Annotated in this window: 14 protein-coding genes; 9 read left to right on the plus strand and 5 right to left on the minus strand. The window is 35.3% G+C overall.

Annotation, left to right across the window (positions count from 1 at the left end):
- The first annotated feature begins 73 nt into the window (after positions 1-73).
- A complete protein-coding gene (locus tag I600_RS04175; RefSeq protein ID WP_058103235.1) occupies positions 74-1,993 on the plus strand; it encodes a DUF294 nucleotidyltransferase-like domain-containing protein in 1,920 nt (639 codons plus the stop codon).
- Positions 1,993-2,649, plus strand: coding sequence for a 3'-5' exonuclease (locus I600_RS04180; RefSeq protein ID WP_058103236.1), 657 nt, complete (start codon positions 1,993-1,995; stop codon positions 2,647-2,649). Before I600_RS04175 ends, I600_RS04180 begins: the two co-directional genes overlap by 1 nt.
- 2 nt (positions 2,650-2,651) lie before the next feature.
- On the opposite strand, the gene I600_RS04185 is transcribed toward I600_RS04180, so the two are convergent.
- Both I600_RS04185 and I600_RS04190 read right to left on the minus strand, forming a co-directional pair.
- Positions 2,652-3,608 (minus strand): phosphoribosylaminoimidazolesuccinocarboxamide synthase, encoded by a 957-nt coding sequence (locus I600_RS04185; RefSeq protein WP_058103237.1) that lies wholly within the window; start codon positions 3,606-3,608, stop codon positions 2,652-2,654.
- Positions 3,609-3,616: 8 nt separating this feature from the next.
- Positions 3,617-4,570: a PhoH family protein gene (locus tag I600_RS04190; RefSeq protein WP_058103238.1), complete on the minus strand. Its 954-nt coding sequence runs from the start codon at positions 4,568-4,570 to the stop codon at positions 3,617-3,619.
- Between the two features lie 130 nt (positions 4,571-4,700).
- Here I600_RS04190 and I600_RS04195 point away from each other — a divergent pair, with 130 nt between their 5' ends.
- Complete coding sequence (locus tag I600_RS04195) at positions 4,701-5,531, plus strand: SAM hydrolase/SAM-dependent halogenase family protein (RefSeq protein WP_058103239.1); 831 nt, start codon at positions 4,701-4,703, stop codon at positions 5,529-5,531.
- A gap of 277 nt (positions 5,532-5,808) precedes the next feature.
- Positions 5,809-6,927, plus strand: coding sequence for a DNA polymerase III subunit beta (gene dnaN / locus I600_RS04200; RefSeq protein ID WP_058103240.1), 1,119 nt, complete (start codon positions 5,809-5,811; stop codon positions 6,925-6,927).
- A 72-nt stretch (positions 6,928-6,999) separates the two neighbouring features.
- On the opposite strand, the gene I600_RS04205 is transcribed toward dnaN, so the two are convergent.
- Together I600_RS04205 and I600_RS04210 are read right to left on the minus strand one after the other, a co-directional pair.
- The gene (locus tag I600_RS04205; RefSeq protein WP_058103241.1) at positions 7,000-7,368 is read right to left on the minus strand and encodes a DUF4870 domain-containing protein; all 369 of its coding nucleotides are present in this window, start codon (positions 7,366-7,368) and stop codon (positions 7,000-7,002) included.
- A 72-nt stretch (positions 7,369-7,440) separates the two neighbouring features.
- Positions 7,441-7,848 (minus strand): hypothetical protein, encoded by a 408-nt coding sequence (locus I600_RS04210; protein ID WP_058103242.1) that lies wholly within the window; start codon positions 7,846-7,848, stop codon positions 7,441-7,443.
- A 111-nt stretch (positions 7,849-7,959) separates the two neighbouring features.
- On the opposite strand from I600_RS04210, the gene mnmE reads away from it, so the two are divergent.
- Positions 7,960-9,357: a tRNA uridine-5-carboxymethylaminomethyl(34) synthesis GTPase MnmE gene (gene mnmE / locus I600_RS04215; RefSeq protein ID WP_058103243.1), complete on the plus strand. Its 1,398-nt coding sequence runs from the start codon at positions 7,960-7,962 to the stop codon at positions 9,355-9,357.
- 113 nt (positions 9,358-9,470) lie between these two features.
- On the opposite strand, the gene I600_RS04220 is transcribed toward mnmE, so the two are convergent.
- On the minus strand, positions 9,471-10,226 hold the full coding sequence (locus I600_RS04220) for a DeoR/GlpR family DNA-binding transcription regulator (RefSeq protein ID WP_058103244.1): 756 nt from the start codon (positions 10,224-10,226) through the stop codon (positions 9,471-9,473).
- A 200-nt stretch (positions 10,227-10,426) separates the two neighbouring features.
- Between I600_RS04220 and I600_RS04225 the strand changes: the two genes are divergently transcribed.
- From I600_RS04225 to murQ, 4 genes are all read left to right on the plus strand, one after another.
- Complete coding sequence (locus tag I600_RS04225; protein ID WP_058103245.1) at positions 10,427-13,516, plus strand: SusC/RagA family TonB-linked outer membrane protein; 3,090 nt, start codon at positions 10,427-10,429, stop codon at positions 13,514-13,516.
- A 10-nt stretch (positions 13,517-13,526) separates the two neighbouring features.
- Positions 13,527-14,831: a RagB/SusD family nutrient uptake outer membrane protein gene (locus tag I600_RS04230; protein ID WP_058103246.1), complete on the plus strand. Its 1,305-nt coding sequence runs from the start codon at positions 13,527-13,529 to the stop codon at positions 14,829-14,831.
- Positions 14,832-14,907: 76 nt separating this feature from the next.
- Positions 14,908-16,356: a sodium:solute symporter gene (locus I600_RS04235; protein ID WP_082642884.1), complete on the plus strand. Its 1,449-nt coding sequence runs from the start codon at positions 14,908-14,910 to the stop codon at positions 16,354-16,356.
- Between the two features lie 4 nt (positions 16,357-16,360).
- On the plus strand, positions 16,361-17,176 hold the full coding sequence (gene murQ, locus I600_RS04240; RefSeq protein ID WP_058103248.1) for an N-acetylmuramic acid 6-phosphate etherase: 816 nt from the start codon (positions 16,361-16,363) through the stop codon (positions 17,174-17,176).
- The last annotated feature ends 72 nt before the right edge of the window (positions 17,177-17,248 follow it).

Below are 17,248 nucleotides of genomic sequence, written 5' to 3' on the forward strand. Positions count from 1 at the left end.
TGGTTTTTGTCATGAAAGCGCAAACATTGTCCGGACCTTTTTTTATCATCTTTAATTCTGCTAACTTTATTTTATGAAAAATCTTATTTCTGAAAGAGTAGCGGATTTTATTAAGAATTACCCTCCGTTCAACGCACTTGACCATAAGTCATTATTTCAATTGGCCGAACACGTAGTCATTATTTATAAAGAGAAAAATAGCATCATTTTCTCTGTTGATGAAAACCAACACGCTCATTTCTATTTGGTTCATAAGGGCGCGATAACGTTGAACAACCCTACGACCTCCAATATTCTTGACTATTGCGATGAAGGCGATATTTTTGGCCTACGACCGCTTTTTGCCAATGAAAACTACAAATTAGAGGCTAGAGCACATGAAGAATCTATTATCTATGGTATTCCTATAGACATATTCAAACCAATTGCAAAACAGAACGAGCAAGTAACGATTTTTTTAATGGAGAGTTTTGCCTCCAATACGCGCAACCCTTACGCCAAAAGTCAAAAAGGTCAGCTTTACGATACGGAAGACAGTGAAACAACCAATAATGAAGTAGTACTACCAGATTTACAATTAGCTAGTTATTCTAAAAAGCTAATTACCTGTTCAACACGTACTACCATACAAAAGGCAGCTGAGATAATGACCAAAAAGCAAATTGGATCCATTCTTGTTGTCAACAAAGAACTACCTGTAGGTATCATAACAGATAAAGATTTTAGAAATAAGGTAATAACGGGCAAACAGCCTATAACCGCATCGGTAAAGACTATTATGGCTTCACCGGTAATAACCTACCCAAAAAATCTAACCATTACACAGGCTCAAATGGCTATGATGAAAAGTAACATCAGTCATTTGGTGATCACCGAAGATGGTACTCCAAACACCCCAGCTTTAGGTATATTATCTAAACATGACGTAATGGTTTCCTTGGGTGACAACCCCGCAGTTTTGGTCAAAGCCATAAAACGAACAACGCGCATAAAGAAAATAAAGCAGCTCAGAAAAAGTATTATGGTGCTTTTAACGGGGTATTTGGAACAAAATATTCCACTAGGATTAATCGCAAAAATTATCTCAGAACTTAATGACACCTGTATAAAACAAGTAGTAGAAATATCCATAGCAAAAATGGACACCCCTCCACCAACCAATTTTGCATGGTTGGCTTTAGGAAGTCAAGGTAGAAGTGAACAATTGTTACACACTGATCAAGATAATGCCTTAGTTTTTGAAGATGTGCCAGAAGAGGATTTACCAAAGACTACCACGTATTTTTTAGAGCTTGCCAAACATATAACCAAAGGACTTAATACTATTGGATATGAGTATTGCCCTGCAGATATGATGGCATCAAACCCTAAATGGTGTTTAAGTTTACAAGAATGGAAAAATAAACTATCATACTGGATCAGCAACCCTGGACCAAATGAAGTATTAATGTCATCTATATTTTTTGATTACAGTTTGGCTTACGGAGAAAGAAGTTTGTTGGACAACATGTCTGAACACATATTTAGAACTGTAGAAAAGTACCCTATTTTCTTGGTGCATTTGGCAAATGGCGCATTACAGAGTCCGTCACCCACCGGCTTCTTTAGACAGTTTTTAGTAGAGCAGGATGGACAGCATAAAGATTTTTTCGATTTAAAAAGTAGAGCATTAAGACCTTTGATAGATGCAGCCAGGGTATTAATATTATCGCATTCAGTAAAAGCTATTAGCAACACTTGGGAGCGTTATGAAAAATTGGCGGAGTTGGAACCAAACAATCAAGAATTATATTTAGCTTGCTCTTACGCTACAAAGGCTTTACTTAAATTTAGAACAAGACAAGGGCTTTTACATCATGATTCTGGTAGATTTATTGAATTGGAGCAATTGACAAAACAGGAAAAAATGAAATTGAAGCGCACCTTTAAAGCGATAAAAGAAATACAAGAATTGATCACGCTTCGTTTTAAGGTCACCAATATTTTAGGATAATGAGGCTATTTAAAAAAACACCCAAGCATTTACCTGATTTTTGGTTGAAATACGAGAACCTCTTTAAAGAACCTCAAAGTAAAAATTTCAATGAACTTGTTTTTGTAGTACTTGATACAGAAACCACAGGATTTAGTTTTGAAGAAGACAGAATACTTTCAATAGGTGCTGTAAAGGTCAAAGGGGAAACCATCTCTGTACAGGAAGTCTTTGATATTTATTTGGAACAAGAAAAATTCAATAAAGAAACCGTTCCTGTTCACGGTTTATTGAAAAATGGACAACGAGAATGTATTCAAGAAATTCTAGCCTTAGAAAAATTCTTGGCATATGTTGGCAATGCCATTATCGTTGCGCACCATGCAGGTTTTGATATGGGGATGCTAAATACCGCTTTAGAAAGGCATGGTTTACCCAAATTAAAAAACAAGGTCTTAGATACCGGTGTAATTTATAAGAAAACCCTTTTAAAATCTTATTTGGTGCAGCCCAAAGCCCAGTATTCATTAGATGAGCTTGCAGAAAAGTTCTCTATCTCCAAAAAAGATAGGCATACTGCATTAGGCGACGCTTACATAACAGCAGTCGCCTTTTTAAAAATCATTTCAAGATTAAAAGAAAAGAAAAACTTTACGTTTAAATCTTTGATCAGGTAACACTATAGACTCTCAAGATAATTTAAAACGTTTCTGTTGATTCTATCATGAATATGCGTAGTATCTGCCTTTACAAAAGGTTCTCCGGTGATATGCTCATATAATTCAATATATCTTTCCGAAACCGATTCAATATACTCATCTGACATCTCAGGTACCGTCTGTCCTTCCAAACCTTGAAAATTATTGGCAATCAACCATTGTCTTACAAACTCTTTTGACAATTGTTTTTGAGGTTCATTGGCATCTTGTCTTTCCTGATACCCTTCAGAATAAAAGTACCTTGAAGAATCTGGGGTATGTATTTCATCTATCAATACAATTTCACCTTCTTTGGTTTTTCCAAATTCATATTTGGTATCCACTAAAATCAAACCTCTTTCTGCAGCTATTTTTGTGCCTCTTTCAAAAAGAGCATAAGTATATTTCTCCAGTAAGGCATAATCCTCTTTAGAGACAATCCCTTTACTTAAAATATCCTCTTTAGAAATATCCTCATCATGATCACCCATTTCCGCTTTGGTCGCAGGTGTAATTATCGGATTGGGAAATTTATCGTTTTCCTTCATTCCGTCTGGCATTGCAACGCCACAAAGCATTCTTTTGCCCAACTTATATTCCCTAGCGGCATGACCAGATAAATATCCACGAATAACCATTTCAATTTTAAAAGGCTCACAAGCTACGCCTACTGCTACATTTGGGTCAGGTGTTGCCGTTAGCCAATTAGGCACAATATCTTCGGTAGATGCCATCATTTGAGTTGCAATTTGATTCAAAATCTGCCCTTTATAAGGAATTCCTTTGGGCATAACCACATCAAATGCAGACAACCTATCGGTCGCTATCATTACCAACCTATCATTTTCTAATGTGTATACCGATCGTACCTTGCCCTTATAGACATCTTTTTGACCAGGAAAATTAAATTCTGTTTCGTAAATAGTATTATTTGCCATGAAATTTTTTAATTGTGATGTTCTATAGTTTTATACGCGTCAATAACTTTTTTAACCAACTTATGGCGTATTACATCTTTGTCATCTAGATATATGACTTCTATACCCTCTACATTATTTAAAATAAGTAATGCTTCCTTTAATCCAGAAATGGTTCTACGTGGTAAATCTATTTGTCCTGGATCACCAGTTATTAAAAATCGTGCATTTCTACCCATTCTTGTCAAAAACATTTTCATTTGGGCATGGGTAGTATTCTGCGCCTCATCTAATATAACAAAGGCATTATCCAAGGTTCTACCACGCATAAAGGCCATTGGGGCAATTTGTATGGTTCCGTTCTCGATATAATGCACCAACTTCTCCGCCGGGATCATATCCCTTAACGCGTCATACAAAGGCTGCATATAAGGATCTAGCTTTTCCTTTAAATCACCTGGTAAAAAACCTAAGTTCTCACCAGCTTCAACCGCTGGTCTGGTCAATATGATTTTTTTAACCTGTTTTTCTTTTAAAGCTTTTACCGCAAGCGCAACACCGGTGTAAGTTTTACCAGTTCCGGCAGGTCCAATGGCAAAAACCATATCATTCTTTTTAGAAGCATCTACCAAGCGACGTTGGTTGGCTGTCTGTGCCTTGATCAACCTACCACTAACACCATGCACCAAAGTTTCACCACTATTCTTTGAAGATTTCAATTCTTCGTCATCAGAGCTGGTAAGTACACGCTCAATACTATTTTCATCTAATTTATTGTATTTGATGAAATGCTGTGTAAGCATATCAAACCGCCTCTCAAACTCTTCCAGAAGTTCTTCGTCCCCAAAAGCCTTTATCTTATTGCCACGGGCAACAATCTTCAACTTCGGAAAGTACTTTTTCAATAAATCAATATGCTCATTTTGCTGCCCAAAAAATTCTCTTGGGCTAATTTCGGTAAGTTCTAGAATTATCTCGTTCAAACAGTCGTTTTTATAATGATTTATAGTTAGCGAATATTAATTTCTAATCGCTGTTTTTTTGTTTAGTTTTGTATATCAAATTTAAGCAAATTTTAAGTTTGACTAACCAAAAACATATCAACATTGCTGTATGGCAATAATTACCCTCACAACAGATTTTGGACTTAAAGATCACTTTGTAGCTGTATTGAAAGGCTCCATATATACCGAATTGCCCGATGCTAAAATTGTTGATATTTCGCATGACATCATGCCATTCAATATTCAAGAATGTGCCTACGTGCTATCTAATTCATACAATAGTTTTCCCAAAGGCACTATACATATAGTTGGTGTAGACTCAGAAGAAACCCCAGACAATAAACATATTGTAGCATTGGTAAACGGTCATTATTTTATAAGTGCAAATACCGGTGTTATAGGGTTGATCACTTCTGAAATGACACCGGAAAAAGTGTTTGAAATAAATTTACCGGATTCCATTGCAAATTCTTTTCCCGTGCTCAATGTCTTTATACAAGTTGCCTGTCATATAGCCCGTGGAGGTACTTTAGAATTGGTAGGCAAGCCATTTACCGAACTAAGGGACCTAAGGGAGTTTTCACCTAGAATTACTGAAGAAGGCAAAAAAATTATTGGCAGTGTCATTTATATAGACAACTATGGCAATGTGGTAACTAATATTAGAAAAAATCTATTTGACGCTTATCGCAAAGATAGACCGTATACGCTATTGGTTCGTAACCATAAAATAAACACGATCCATAAAGCATATAATGATTTTATAGATTACAGTTTAGAGAAGAGCCAGAGAAAAAGTGCAGGTGATTTATTGGCGATATTTAATTCATCTAACTATATAGAATTGGCAATATTTAAAAGTAACCTTACTACCGTAGGCGGAGCCTCTACCCTATTAGGATTAGATTACAGGGATACGATCATGGTAGATTTTGAGTAGCCTTACAAACAGAAATATTTTGTTTTAACAGGTGTACTTTTAATAAAACTCAAAACGGTAAAAGTTAATAACTAATGTACTTATGAAAATTATATGAGCATAATGCCGTAAAAACTAGTAGTATACCGTACCTTGAACAACAACAAACTGTTAATAAGTTTGTTTCCTTAAAAAGGGCAATTAAAATATCTTTGTTGATAATGAAAACTGCCAACATTAAGGATTAAAACCTATTTTTCTTGATGATTTCAGGAACAATATCAATAAAATTTAAAGAATGAAATTTATAGTTTCAAGTACCTATTTGCTAAAACAACTCCAAATATTAGGAGGTGTAATCAACAACAGTAATACATTACCAATACTGGATAATTTCCTGTTCGACTTGCAAAAGGACAAACTAACTGTATCAGCGTCTGACCTAGAAACCACTATGAGTTCCGTTATAACGGTAGATTCGGATAACGAGGGAACCATTGCAGTACCTGCCAGATTACTTTTAGAAACGTTGAAAACTTTTCCGGAACAACCTTTGACATTTGTTGTTGAAGATAACAATACCGTAGAAATTAGTTCTAATCACGGTAAATATGCCTTAGCATATGCCGATGGAGCAGAATTTCCAAAAGCTGTGGAATTAACTAGCCCTAGTTCAACAACGTTACTTGGAGATATTCTTGCCACTGCTATCAACAAAACCATTTTTGCTGCCGGTAATGATGACCTAAGACCTGTAATGAGCGGTGTTTTCTTTCAATTTTCACCAGAGAATTTAACTTTTGTAGCAACAGATGCTCACAAATTGGTAAAATATCAACGTACAGATGTTAGAGCCTCACAGGTAGCAGAATTCATTATGCCCAAAAAACCTTTAACCTTATTAAAGGGAATTTTGGCGGGCAGCGAATCTGACGTTCTTATAGAATACAATGAAAGTAATGCCAAGTTTAGTTTTGAAGACACAGAGCTTATCTGTAGATTGATCGATGGTAAGTATCCAAACTATGAAGCGGTAATACCTAAAGAGAATCCAAACAAACTTACAATAGCCAGAAATCAATTCTTAAGTTCAGTAAGAAGGGTTTCTATTTTCTCAAATAAAACAACGCACCAGATCAGATTAAAAATTGCCGGTGCTGAATTGAACATTTCCGCAGAAGATATTGATTACTCTAACAAGGCAGAAGAAAGATTAACGTGTTCTTACCAAGGTGATGATATGCAAATAGGATTTAACTCAAGATTTTTAACTGAAATGCTGAACAACTTAAGTTCTGACGAAGTTTCTTTAGAAATGAGTTTACCTAACCGTGCCGGTATACTTACTCCTTCAGACGGTTTGGATGAAGGTGAATATGTAACCATGTTGGTAATGCCTGTTATGTTGAACAGTTAATTTCCTAAGTTTAAAATAGTAAAAAGGGTCAGTTTAAAAACTGACCCTTTTTTTATTGCTTTATAAATTAGCTTATGAGATAAAACGTATGGTACCAAAATAACTTGGCGATTCTCCGTTACTAGCTCTTATGGCGTTAATAGCAGGCATTACCAAAGATAAAATTCCTGCAAAAACCAACAATAAGATTCCAAGTCCAAATAATAAAATACCAGGAATACCAATTATAAGATACAAAATCAATGATAATTGAAAATTAATTACAGACTTACCATGTTCATTCATTCCTATAACCGTGTCTTTGGTGGTTAACCAAATTACCAACGGCACAAGAAGTCCGCCAAAGCCTGTTACAAAATCTAAATATTGAGATAAATGCGTTATGACCAATAGATTTCGGTCTTCACGTACTGCGACTGCGTTTTTATTTACTAGTTCCATTTTTGATTGATTTAATGATGAATTCTATAAATAAGACGCACAACCCCCGTAATTGTTACAAAAAAGAATAAATTATAATTTTCTATTCAGTTTTTTTAATTTTTCTTGCTCTTTCATGATCTTCATTTGACCCTTAGCTATCTTATCTTCTTTTTTCTGAATATCCACCGGAGAGAGCGTACCTTTTAACTTTCCTTTCTCTAATTGAGACTGTAACTTTTCAATTTGCTTCTTTTCACTTGAAATAGACTTCTCTTTCGATTTGATCTGCTTTTGAAGTTTCTCCTGCTTTTTTTTCTCAGCAGCTTCTTTCTTTTCTTTCTTGGCTTTCGCCTCCGCTTTTTCTACTTTCTTTTGAACCTCTTCCATTTCTTTCTGTTCCTCTATAGTAATCTCGGTAGAAGAACCATCAGTATCACTTTGAGCAACACCTGTAATAGAAACAAACATAAATACAACTAAAACAAATACTTTTTTCATTTTCTGATTAAAATTTAAACCGTGTAAAATTACTATATAAATGAATACTGAAAACAAAATACCAGTAAAATAAGAAAAGAAGAACAGTTATTAAATGATTATTTTTGCACGATGATTAAAACGGAAACTATCATAGCATTGGCCACTCCTGCAGGCGCAGGGGCAATTGCGGTCATAAGACTTTCTGGTCCAGATGCCATCACAATTGCGTCTAAGCACTTTAAGTCTGCATCAGGGAAAATTCTTAAAGACCAAAAAACCCATACCATTCATTTAGGTTATATCATGGATGGTGAAAATGTTATGGACCAAGCCCTTGTTTCTATTTTTAAAGATCCGCATTCATACACAGGCGAAAACGTCATAGAAATATCTTGTCACGGCTCGCCATATATTCAGCAGCAGATCATTCAGTTGTTTCTTAGAAATGGTTGTAGAACCGCAGACCCTGGAGAGTTTACGTTACGTGCCTTTCTTAACGGAAAAATGGATCTAAGTCAGGCAGAAGCAGTAGCCGATCTTATTTCTAGTGATAATGCAGCAAGCCATCAAATAGCCATGCAACAAATGCGTGGGGGTTTCAGTAATGAAATAAAACATTTACGCACAGAGCTTCTCAATTTTGCCTCATTAATAGAATTAGAACTCGATTTTTCAGAGGAAGATGTAGAATTTGCCGATCGTACCGCGTTCAAAGAATTATTGGCCAGAATTCAAAAGGTACTTCAAGGATTAATTGACTCTTTTGCTGTTGGCAATGTGATAAAAAACGGAATACCTGTTGCAATTGTAGGTGAGCCAAATGTGGGTAAATCTACACTATTGAATGCATTTTTAAATGAAGAGCGTGCATTGGTATCCGATATAGCAGGAACCACCAGGGACACCATAGAAGACGAAATTTCTATTGGCGGCATAGGATTTCGATTTATTGATACTGCCGGAATTAGGGAAACCGAAGATGTTGTGGAAGGAATGGGGATTAAAAAAACCTTTGAAAAAATTGAACAAGCACAAGTTATTTTATTGCTCGTTGATGGATCAAAACTTCTGGTAAATGACCAAAAGTTAAAAAACACAGTAATCGATTTTGAGAAAATAAAAAATAAGAATCCATTAAAGCCCTTGGTTCTTCTAGTAAATAAAGCCGATACCCTTTCTGAAACGGATAAGGAAAAAATTGCATCTCAATTAGACGAAGTAAAATACCTATCCGCAAAAACAGGTGAAGGTGTAGAAGATTTACAAAACAGCCTTTTGGAATTTGTAAATACAGGAGCACTCAGAAATAATGAAACCATTGTCACCAATACCCGCCATTACAACTCCCTTTTAAAAGCTTTAGAAGAAATAGAAAAAGTGCAGTTTGGTATGAAAGCAGAAATTTCTAGTGATTTAATGGCCATTGACGTTCGCGAAGCACTTTATCATTTAGGTGAGATTACCGGTCAAGTAACTAATGATGAGTTGTTAGGAAATATTTTCGCTAATTTTTGTATCGGGAAGTAAAAGAAGTTCACATTTATATAACTACGATTAAATTGTTAAGCTTATGAAAATCCTAAATTTATTACAATTACTATAGATTTTATTATTCCCCAGCGTTGCTTAATTCCAATTTATTAAACCAGATTAACCCCTTTACTCGTGTAGGATTCCAAAATCTTGGCAGAGGGCTCTAGCTCTGTGACTAAATCAGTTAGTGTATTAATTTCACATATTTTATAACGACTTACAGTATTTAACTTTTTACTGATGGTTAAAGCCACCAATCTTTTAGACGAATCTATCATAGCCTTCTTTAACTGCGCAATTTCCAAATCGGTTTCAGTAATTCCTTTTTCACTATCTAAATATCCCGTGCCTAAAAAACAGACATCCACAGAAATATCCGTTAAACTATTAATAGACACTCCCCCAGTAACCAATTGGGATTCCTTTGACAGCTTACCTCCTATTATGTATACTTCATGATGATGAGTTTTATTATTCAAAAGTTCAATTGCCATAGGTAAACTTGGCGTAAAAAAGGTAAGGTCCATTTTTCTAGGAATAAGTTTAGCTAGCTCCAAGTTGGTAGACCCGCCACTTATAAGAACAACATCACCATTTTTTAAAAGAGAGATGCCTTTTTTTGCAATCTTCACTTTACTATCCTGTTCAAAAATCTCCTTAGACCGATCGGAATAGGTATTGAATCCATTAGAGATTGCTCCTCCATGAACTTTTCGCAATTTCTTTAATTCATCAAGCTCTTTTATATCTCGCCTAACGGTATCCATTGACACATTTAGAATGTTGGCTAAATCTGTCAATAACACCCTATTATGTAATTGAACCTCTTCTACTATAACTTGATGTCTATCGGTTTTTTGCAAAATATATTCTTTAAAAACTATTACAAGGATATCAAATTAATAATAAACAACTAGCATTTGCAACAAAATACTGCAAAACATATACTTCATTTTAGAATACAATAAATATTTCTAGATTTAATTGCTTTGTTGCAATAAAATATTGCAAAACATAAAATATTCTGCTAGGTTTGTTAGCACAACTACTTAAAACTAATATTATGAAGAAAACCTATCATGTTCTCTCGGTGCTCTTGCTGATGCTATTTTCACTCAGTACTTATGCACAAACTTCAACAGTCTCAGGTACTGTTATTGCCGAAGACGGTCTTCCGTTGCCAGGCGCTACCATCTTATTAAAAGGAACCACTACGGGGGCTTCCACTGATTTTGATGGTAATTTCAGCATACAGCTTTCTAATGCTAATAGCAAAACACTAGTTATTAGTTACATTGGTTACAAAACAGAGGAAATTGCTCTAACGGGCATGAATCAAACTATCAATGTTACCTTGATGGAAGATTCAAATGCTTTAGACGAAGTAGTCCTAGTGGGTTCATCTGTTACCCAATCTAGAAAAAAATTGGGTAATGCCATTACTACCGTAAAGTCGGTAGAGCTAGTAAAAGCTTCACCTGCAAATATCACGACATCCTTACAAGGTAAAGTTCCTGGTGCACAAATAACACAAAATTCAGGTGATCCCGCCGGTGGTTTTTCTATTAGACTTAGAGGACCAAGTACGATCAAAGGATCTTCAGAACCTTTATACGTAGTTGACGGAGTAATTACGAGTAACTTAACTACCAATGTTACCAACTTAAATGTTGATGCGGGCGATGCTGCCCCAGGACAAAATAGAATGGTAGACATTAACCCCAACGATATTGAAAATGTCAACATCTTAAATGGTGCTGCCGCTGCTGCAATTTACGGTTCTAGAGCATCCAACGGTGTTGTGGTAATAACAACAAAAAAAGGTGGCAATTATGAAGACGGACCAGAATTTTATTTTAAATCTACTTTCAGCGTAAATACAATTCGTAAGAAACTAGATTTAAACCTCATAGGTGAAGAATTTGAAACTGTACCTAACAGTGATCTTTCTGGTAGGTTATGGCCAATTTTTGGTTTTGACCCAAATGACGGAAATGCCCTTACCACATATAGAAATTTATCAACCGATAAGTTTGAAACTACTAGATATGATTATCAAGATGAGATTTTTCAAACAGGTTTTGGTAGCGACAATTATTTCTCAACAAAAGGAGGTAATGAAAAAATGGGCTATATGGCTTCTATTGGCTATTTGACCAATGAAGGTATCATCAAAAACACCAAGTTCGATAGATTTTCTGCAAGAGTTAATTTTAATCATAAAGTAACCGATTGGATGTCTTATGACCTAGGGTTATACTATGCCAATAGTAAATCTGATGAAAAACCAGATGGTAATGTTTTTTGGAGTCCAATCAACTCCATAAATATAACCAACAACACATTCGACATCACTCAAAGAGATGCCAATGGAAATTTAATGGCTGTTGAAAATACCAGAGTAAATCCATTGACTATTATTGAAACTTTTGATATTACTCAAGATGTAAATCACTTTATCCCTAATCTACATCTTAAAATTAAGCCCACGGAAAAGTTATCCATAGATCAAATTATTGGTGTTGACACTTACAATCAAAAAGGTAACATCTATATACCAGTTTATCCTTATGAAAATGTAAACCCTGCGTATTATGACGATGGTTATATAGGTAGTGCCGAGGCGAAGGTATTTAACTGGAACTATGACATTAACATGGCATACAACACCAATATTACAGACAAATTAAACTCGGTTACAACTGCAGGATATAGTTTTCAAAGTAGTGAACTTTCTTTTGAAGGTACTCAAGGAAGAGGGTTGGATAGCAATAATGAACCTACTATTCCATTACAAACACAACCCATTGACACCAACTTGGATATTTACGGATTCTTTTTACAAGAGACCTTATCATGGGATAACAAATTGTTTTTAACACTTGCCGGTAGAATTGATGGTGCTACCAATTTTGATGTTGACGAAAGATCTAATTTCTATCCAAAAGTTTCTGGATCATACGTTCTTTCAAATGAGCCATTTTGGAATACGGAAAGTTTCTTGAATTCCGCAAGGTTAAGAGCATCATACGGTGAAGCCGGTAACTTAACTGCAATAAGCCCTTACGAAAGATATGGTAGCTATACCTCAAATGATTTCTTAGGCTCCTCAACATTACAACAAAATACCAGATTGGGTAACGAAGGATTAAAGCCTGAGCGCACCAAAGAATTTGAAATAGGTACAGACTTAAGTTTCTTTAACAACAGGGCATCATTATTATTTACCTATTACCGTCAAAACATTGAAGACTTAATTGTAAGTCGTGTATTGGCACCTTCATTAGGTGGTTCAACAAGAACAGAAAATGTTGGTACAATGCGTAATAACGGTATTGAGCTTTATGCAAAAATAACACCTATTAAAACTGATGATTTAACATGGGATCTTAATTTCAACTATAGTAGTAATAGAAACAAGGTACTAAGCACGGTAGGTGGCGATATTACTATTGAAAGTGTAACCGGTGCTCCGCCAATTGTAAGAGAAGGTGAAGCTCTGGGCGTATTCTATGGTACTTACTATGCTACAGATGACAATGGCGAATTAATATTAACAGGTGAATCTACAGATGGTAGTCCGGTTGGGGTTCCTCAACAAGAAAGAGGTGACCTTACAACCAATACACCACAGCGTGATGCAGACGGACAACCGACTGGAGATGTTTTAAGAAAAGTTATTGGTGACCCTAATCCAGACTACATCCTTGGAATTGGGACTGACCTTACATACAAGAATTTCAATTTCAGTATGCTTTGGGAAGCGGTACAGGGCTTTGATGTCTTTGATGCTGACAAAAGAACCAGACAAGGTGTAGGTGTTGGTCAATTAGCAGCGCAAGAATTAACAGGAGAGTTACCTAGAGGATATATCGCTGGTATTTATCCTATTGAAGAATTCAGAATTGAAGATGGTTCTTTTGTTAAACTTAGAGAAGTTTCTTTAGGTTATGAATTTCCGTCATTGTTCAACTCTAGTTTAGAAAATGTAAGACTTTCATTGATTGGAAGAAACCTTGTTTCTTTTGACAAATTCTTTAGCTATGACCCTGAAACAAATGCTGGAGGGCAATCAAACTTATTGCGCTCAGTGAATTTTGGTAACGTGCCAATTCCAATGACAATCTCATTATCACTAAGCGCTAACTTCTAAAAAGACAGATATGAAAAATATAGTAAAAACAATAACTATCACATTGCTCATTGCAACCACGTCTTGTAATACTGAATATTTGGATCCTAATTCTACATTAGAACCAGATGTAGTCAACAACACAGATAATCTGGTACGCCTTATCAATGGTGTTCAGCAAAGATGGAGTACAGAAAGAACCGGATTAATTTACACAGGCACACATATTTCTGGATTAAATACTGATGAATTAAGATTATTGAATCCTGGAAATCTTGGTGAAAATGAAATCTTACTTGGAGGAGATGATGTTAGCGGAAGCAATGAATTATTAATTAACACTTGGACCAATGCATTATTAACCCGAAAGGAAGCTACTACAGTGATCGATGCTGCTGATAATGTTAGCGAAAGTACTTCTGTTTCGGGTTCTTTAAAAGCCTACGGTCTATTCTATAGAGCGCTGGCTCACGGTACACTAATTCAATATTTTGAAAGCATACCACTAGAAATTGTTGAGGATGCCGATTTTATTGAACGTTCAGCTGTTTTAGATGATGTATTAGCTGACTTAAACGAAGCTAAGGGATATATTGATGCTGGTTTAGATACATCCATTACTGCAGATATCTTTACTTCTGTTGATATTGAAAATTCTGTAAATGCGCTATTAGCAAGGTTTAATTTAATGGCAGGGAATTATGACGCGGCAATTACAGCTGCCAATAATGTTGATCTTTCAGTAAAATCTACTTGGGAGTATGATGCATCTATCCCTAATCCTTTAGCATTTTGGTTTGGCTCACAAAATGTGACCCAAGCCAAAGATTTAACATTCGGTCTACCAACAGATTTATTACCCGATGAAAATGACGAGAGAATACCATTCTATATAACCGCTGAAGATTTAGAAGCCGAAACACCAAATTACCAGGTTGTAGGTTTTTGGAGTGACAATGTAGATGAAATACCAGTATATCTTCCGGGAGAAATAATGCTGATAAAAGCTGAAGCATATGCTAGAAGTAATGATTTAACAAGTGCTGTAACAGAATTGAATGCTGTGTTAACCAAAACATCCAGTTCTGACATTTATGGTTTAGGTGCAAATCTACCCGAGTATGATGGTGCTTTGGAACAATCTGCAATTCTAGATGAAATTTATAAAAATAGAAGAGTAGAATTATACTTGACCGGACTCTCTTTAGAGGACAGCAGAAGGTTTGATAGACCAGGTGCAACGGAAACGGATGCCGAAAGAAACAGGGACTATTACCCCTACCCTAATTCTGAAAGAGACAACAACACAAATACCCCCGCAAACCCTACTTCTTAGTAAGTTTAAATTCAACAACCACTATCTAAATTAGGGCAGTTTAATAACTGCCCTAATTTTTAATTAAAATTACCAATTGAAACCTACAACAATCATTCTAATTATTGCCTTTTACTTTGCTGTACTTATGATTATATCATATTTCACCTCAAAGAAAAACAGTGATGATACATTTTTTACTGGCGACAAAAAATCACCATGGTATTTAGTAGCATTCGGTATGGTGGGTGCTGGTTTATCCGGTGTCACCTTTGTGTCCTTACCTGGTATGGTGGCAAACAATAACTTCTATTTTTATCAATTTATACTCGGAAACATTGTAGGCTATTTCTTTATAGCCTTTGTATTAACTCCTTTATACTACAAACTTCAACTCGTTTCCATTTACACCTTTCTCAAAGTGAGGTTTGGAAACAATACATACAAGACAGGTTCATTGTTTTTTCTGGTATCTCAATCTTTCGGTGCGGCATTACGTTTAATGTTAGCCGCCAAAATTCTACAATATGCAGTTTTTGACTATTTCAATATTCCTTTTTATGTAACCATAATCATTATTTTGATTTTGGTGTGGCTTTACACAAACAAGTCAGGCATTAAAACAATTGTATGGACAGATACTATGCAAACTATATTTTTAATACTTGGTGCCTCAATAACCATTTATACAATAATAAACACGTTAGACTTAAGTATTACCGAATCCTTTGAACATATAACTTCCCACGAATATTTTAAAATATTCAATTGGGAATCTGATTCTGGAAATAACTTCTACAAACAATTTATAGCAGGTATTTTAGTAGCGATTGCTATGATTGGACTTGATCAAAACATGATGCAAAAAACACTCACTTGCAAAAATGTTTGGGATGCTCAAAAAAACACATTGACCTACAGTATTATTTTAGCAATGACACAATTTCTATTTATGGGTCTTGGAGTGTTAATGTATGTCTATGCAAACGAAATGGGCATACTATTACCCAAGGGCGAAAATGGATTGTTTTTAAATACCGACAACCTTTTTCCTAACCTTGCACTGAACCATCTTGGTACTTTAGCGGGTATATTCTTTATACTAGGCATCATAGCAGCTTCTTTCTCTAGTGTAGATTCCGCACTTACCGCATTGACTACTTCTTTTACCTATGATTTTTTAGATATTTCAAACAAATCAAGTAAAACAAAAAAGCAGTTAAAGAATCTAGTCATAATACTTTTCTCCTGCATAATATTCGTAATTATACTTTCCTTTTCTAATAGCAAGGGAGATGTTATTTCCTTAATATTTAAAGTTGCAGGTTACACCTATGGTCCACTGTTAGGATTATACCTTCTTGGCATGTTTTCAAAAATAAAATTAAAAGATAAATGGGTTCCTGTAATATGCTTATCCGCACCGATAATAACTTATCTACTAGGACAATTCTCAATAAACACATTCAACTTTGATTTCGGATTTATAAACATAGCAGTCAATGCAAGCTTAACCGTAATAGGGTTATTGCTTATTAAAAAATAATACTATGAATACACTTAAACCCACTACAGAACAGTCATCAAATTACGATGATTTAGAAAAAATGACCGTTAACGAATTGCTAGTTAACATGAATCAAGAAGACAAGGCCGTTCCGTTGGCCATAGAAAGAGCTATCCCTAGCATTGAACATTTTGTAGAGCAGACATTAGTTAGAATGAAAAAAGGTGGTAGACTATTCTATATAGGAGCAGGCACCAGCGGCAGATTAGGCGTTCTAGACGCCTCCGAATGTCCTCCAACATTTGGAGTTTCAGATGATTGGATTATTGGCCTTATAGCCGGTGGAGATAAGGCATTAAGAAAAGCCGTTGAAAATGCAGAAGATAATGAAGCCATGGCATGGAAAGATCTTGAGATCCATAAAATAAATGAAAACGATGTTTTGTTAGGTATAGCAGCATCTGGATCTACACCTTATGTTATTGGAGGACTTAAAGCAGCTAAAGACAATAACGTGCTTACAGGGAGTATTTCATGCAATCAAAATTCTTTAGTATCAGAAATTGCAACCTGCCCTATGGAACTAGTTGTAGGTCCAGAGTTTGTTACTGGCAGCACGAGAATGAAAGCAGGTACAGCCCAAAAGCTGGCTTTGAATATGATTTCTACTTCAATTATGATTAACCTTGGTAGAGTTAAAGGAAATAAAATGGTAGACATGCAACTATCAAACAAAAAACTAGTAGATCGCGGAACTAAAATGATAATGGAAGAATTAGGGATAAATGAAAGCCTTGCAAAATCATTATTACTAAAGCATGGTAGTGTTAGAAAGTCTATTGAGTTCTATAAACAATAAAAAGATTATGATTAATCTTAGAATAGTACTTGGAATGATATCATAGATAAAGATATTCACTTGATTATGTTT

Origin of the sequence: Maribacter dokdonensis DSW-8 (assembly GCF_001447995.1) — a bacterium.
In the GTDB taxonomy this organism is placed as follows: domain Bacteria; phylum Bacteroidota; class Bacteroidia; order Flavobacteriales; family Flavobacteriaceae; genus Maribacter; species Maribacter dokdonensis.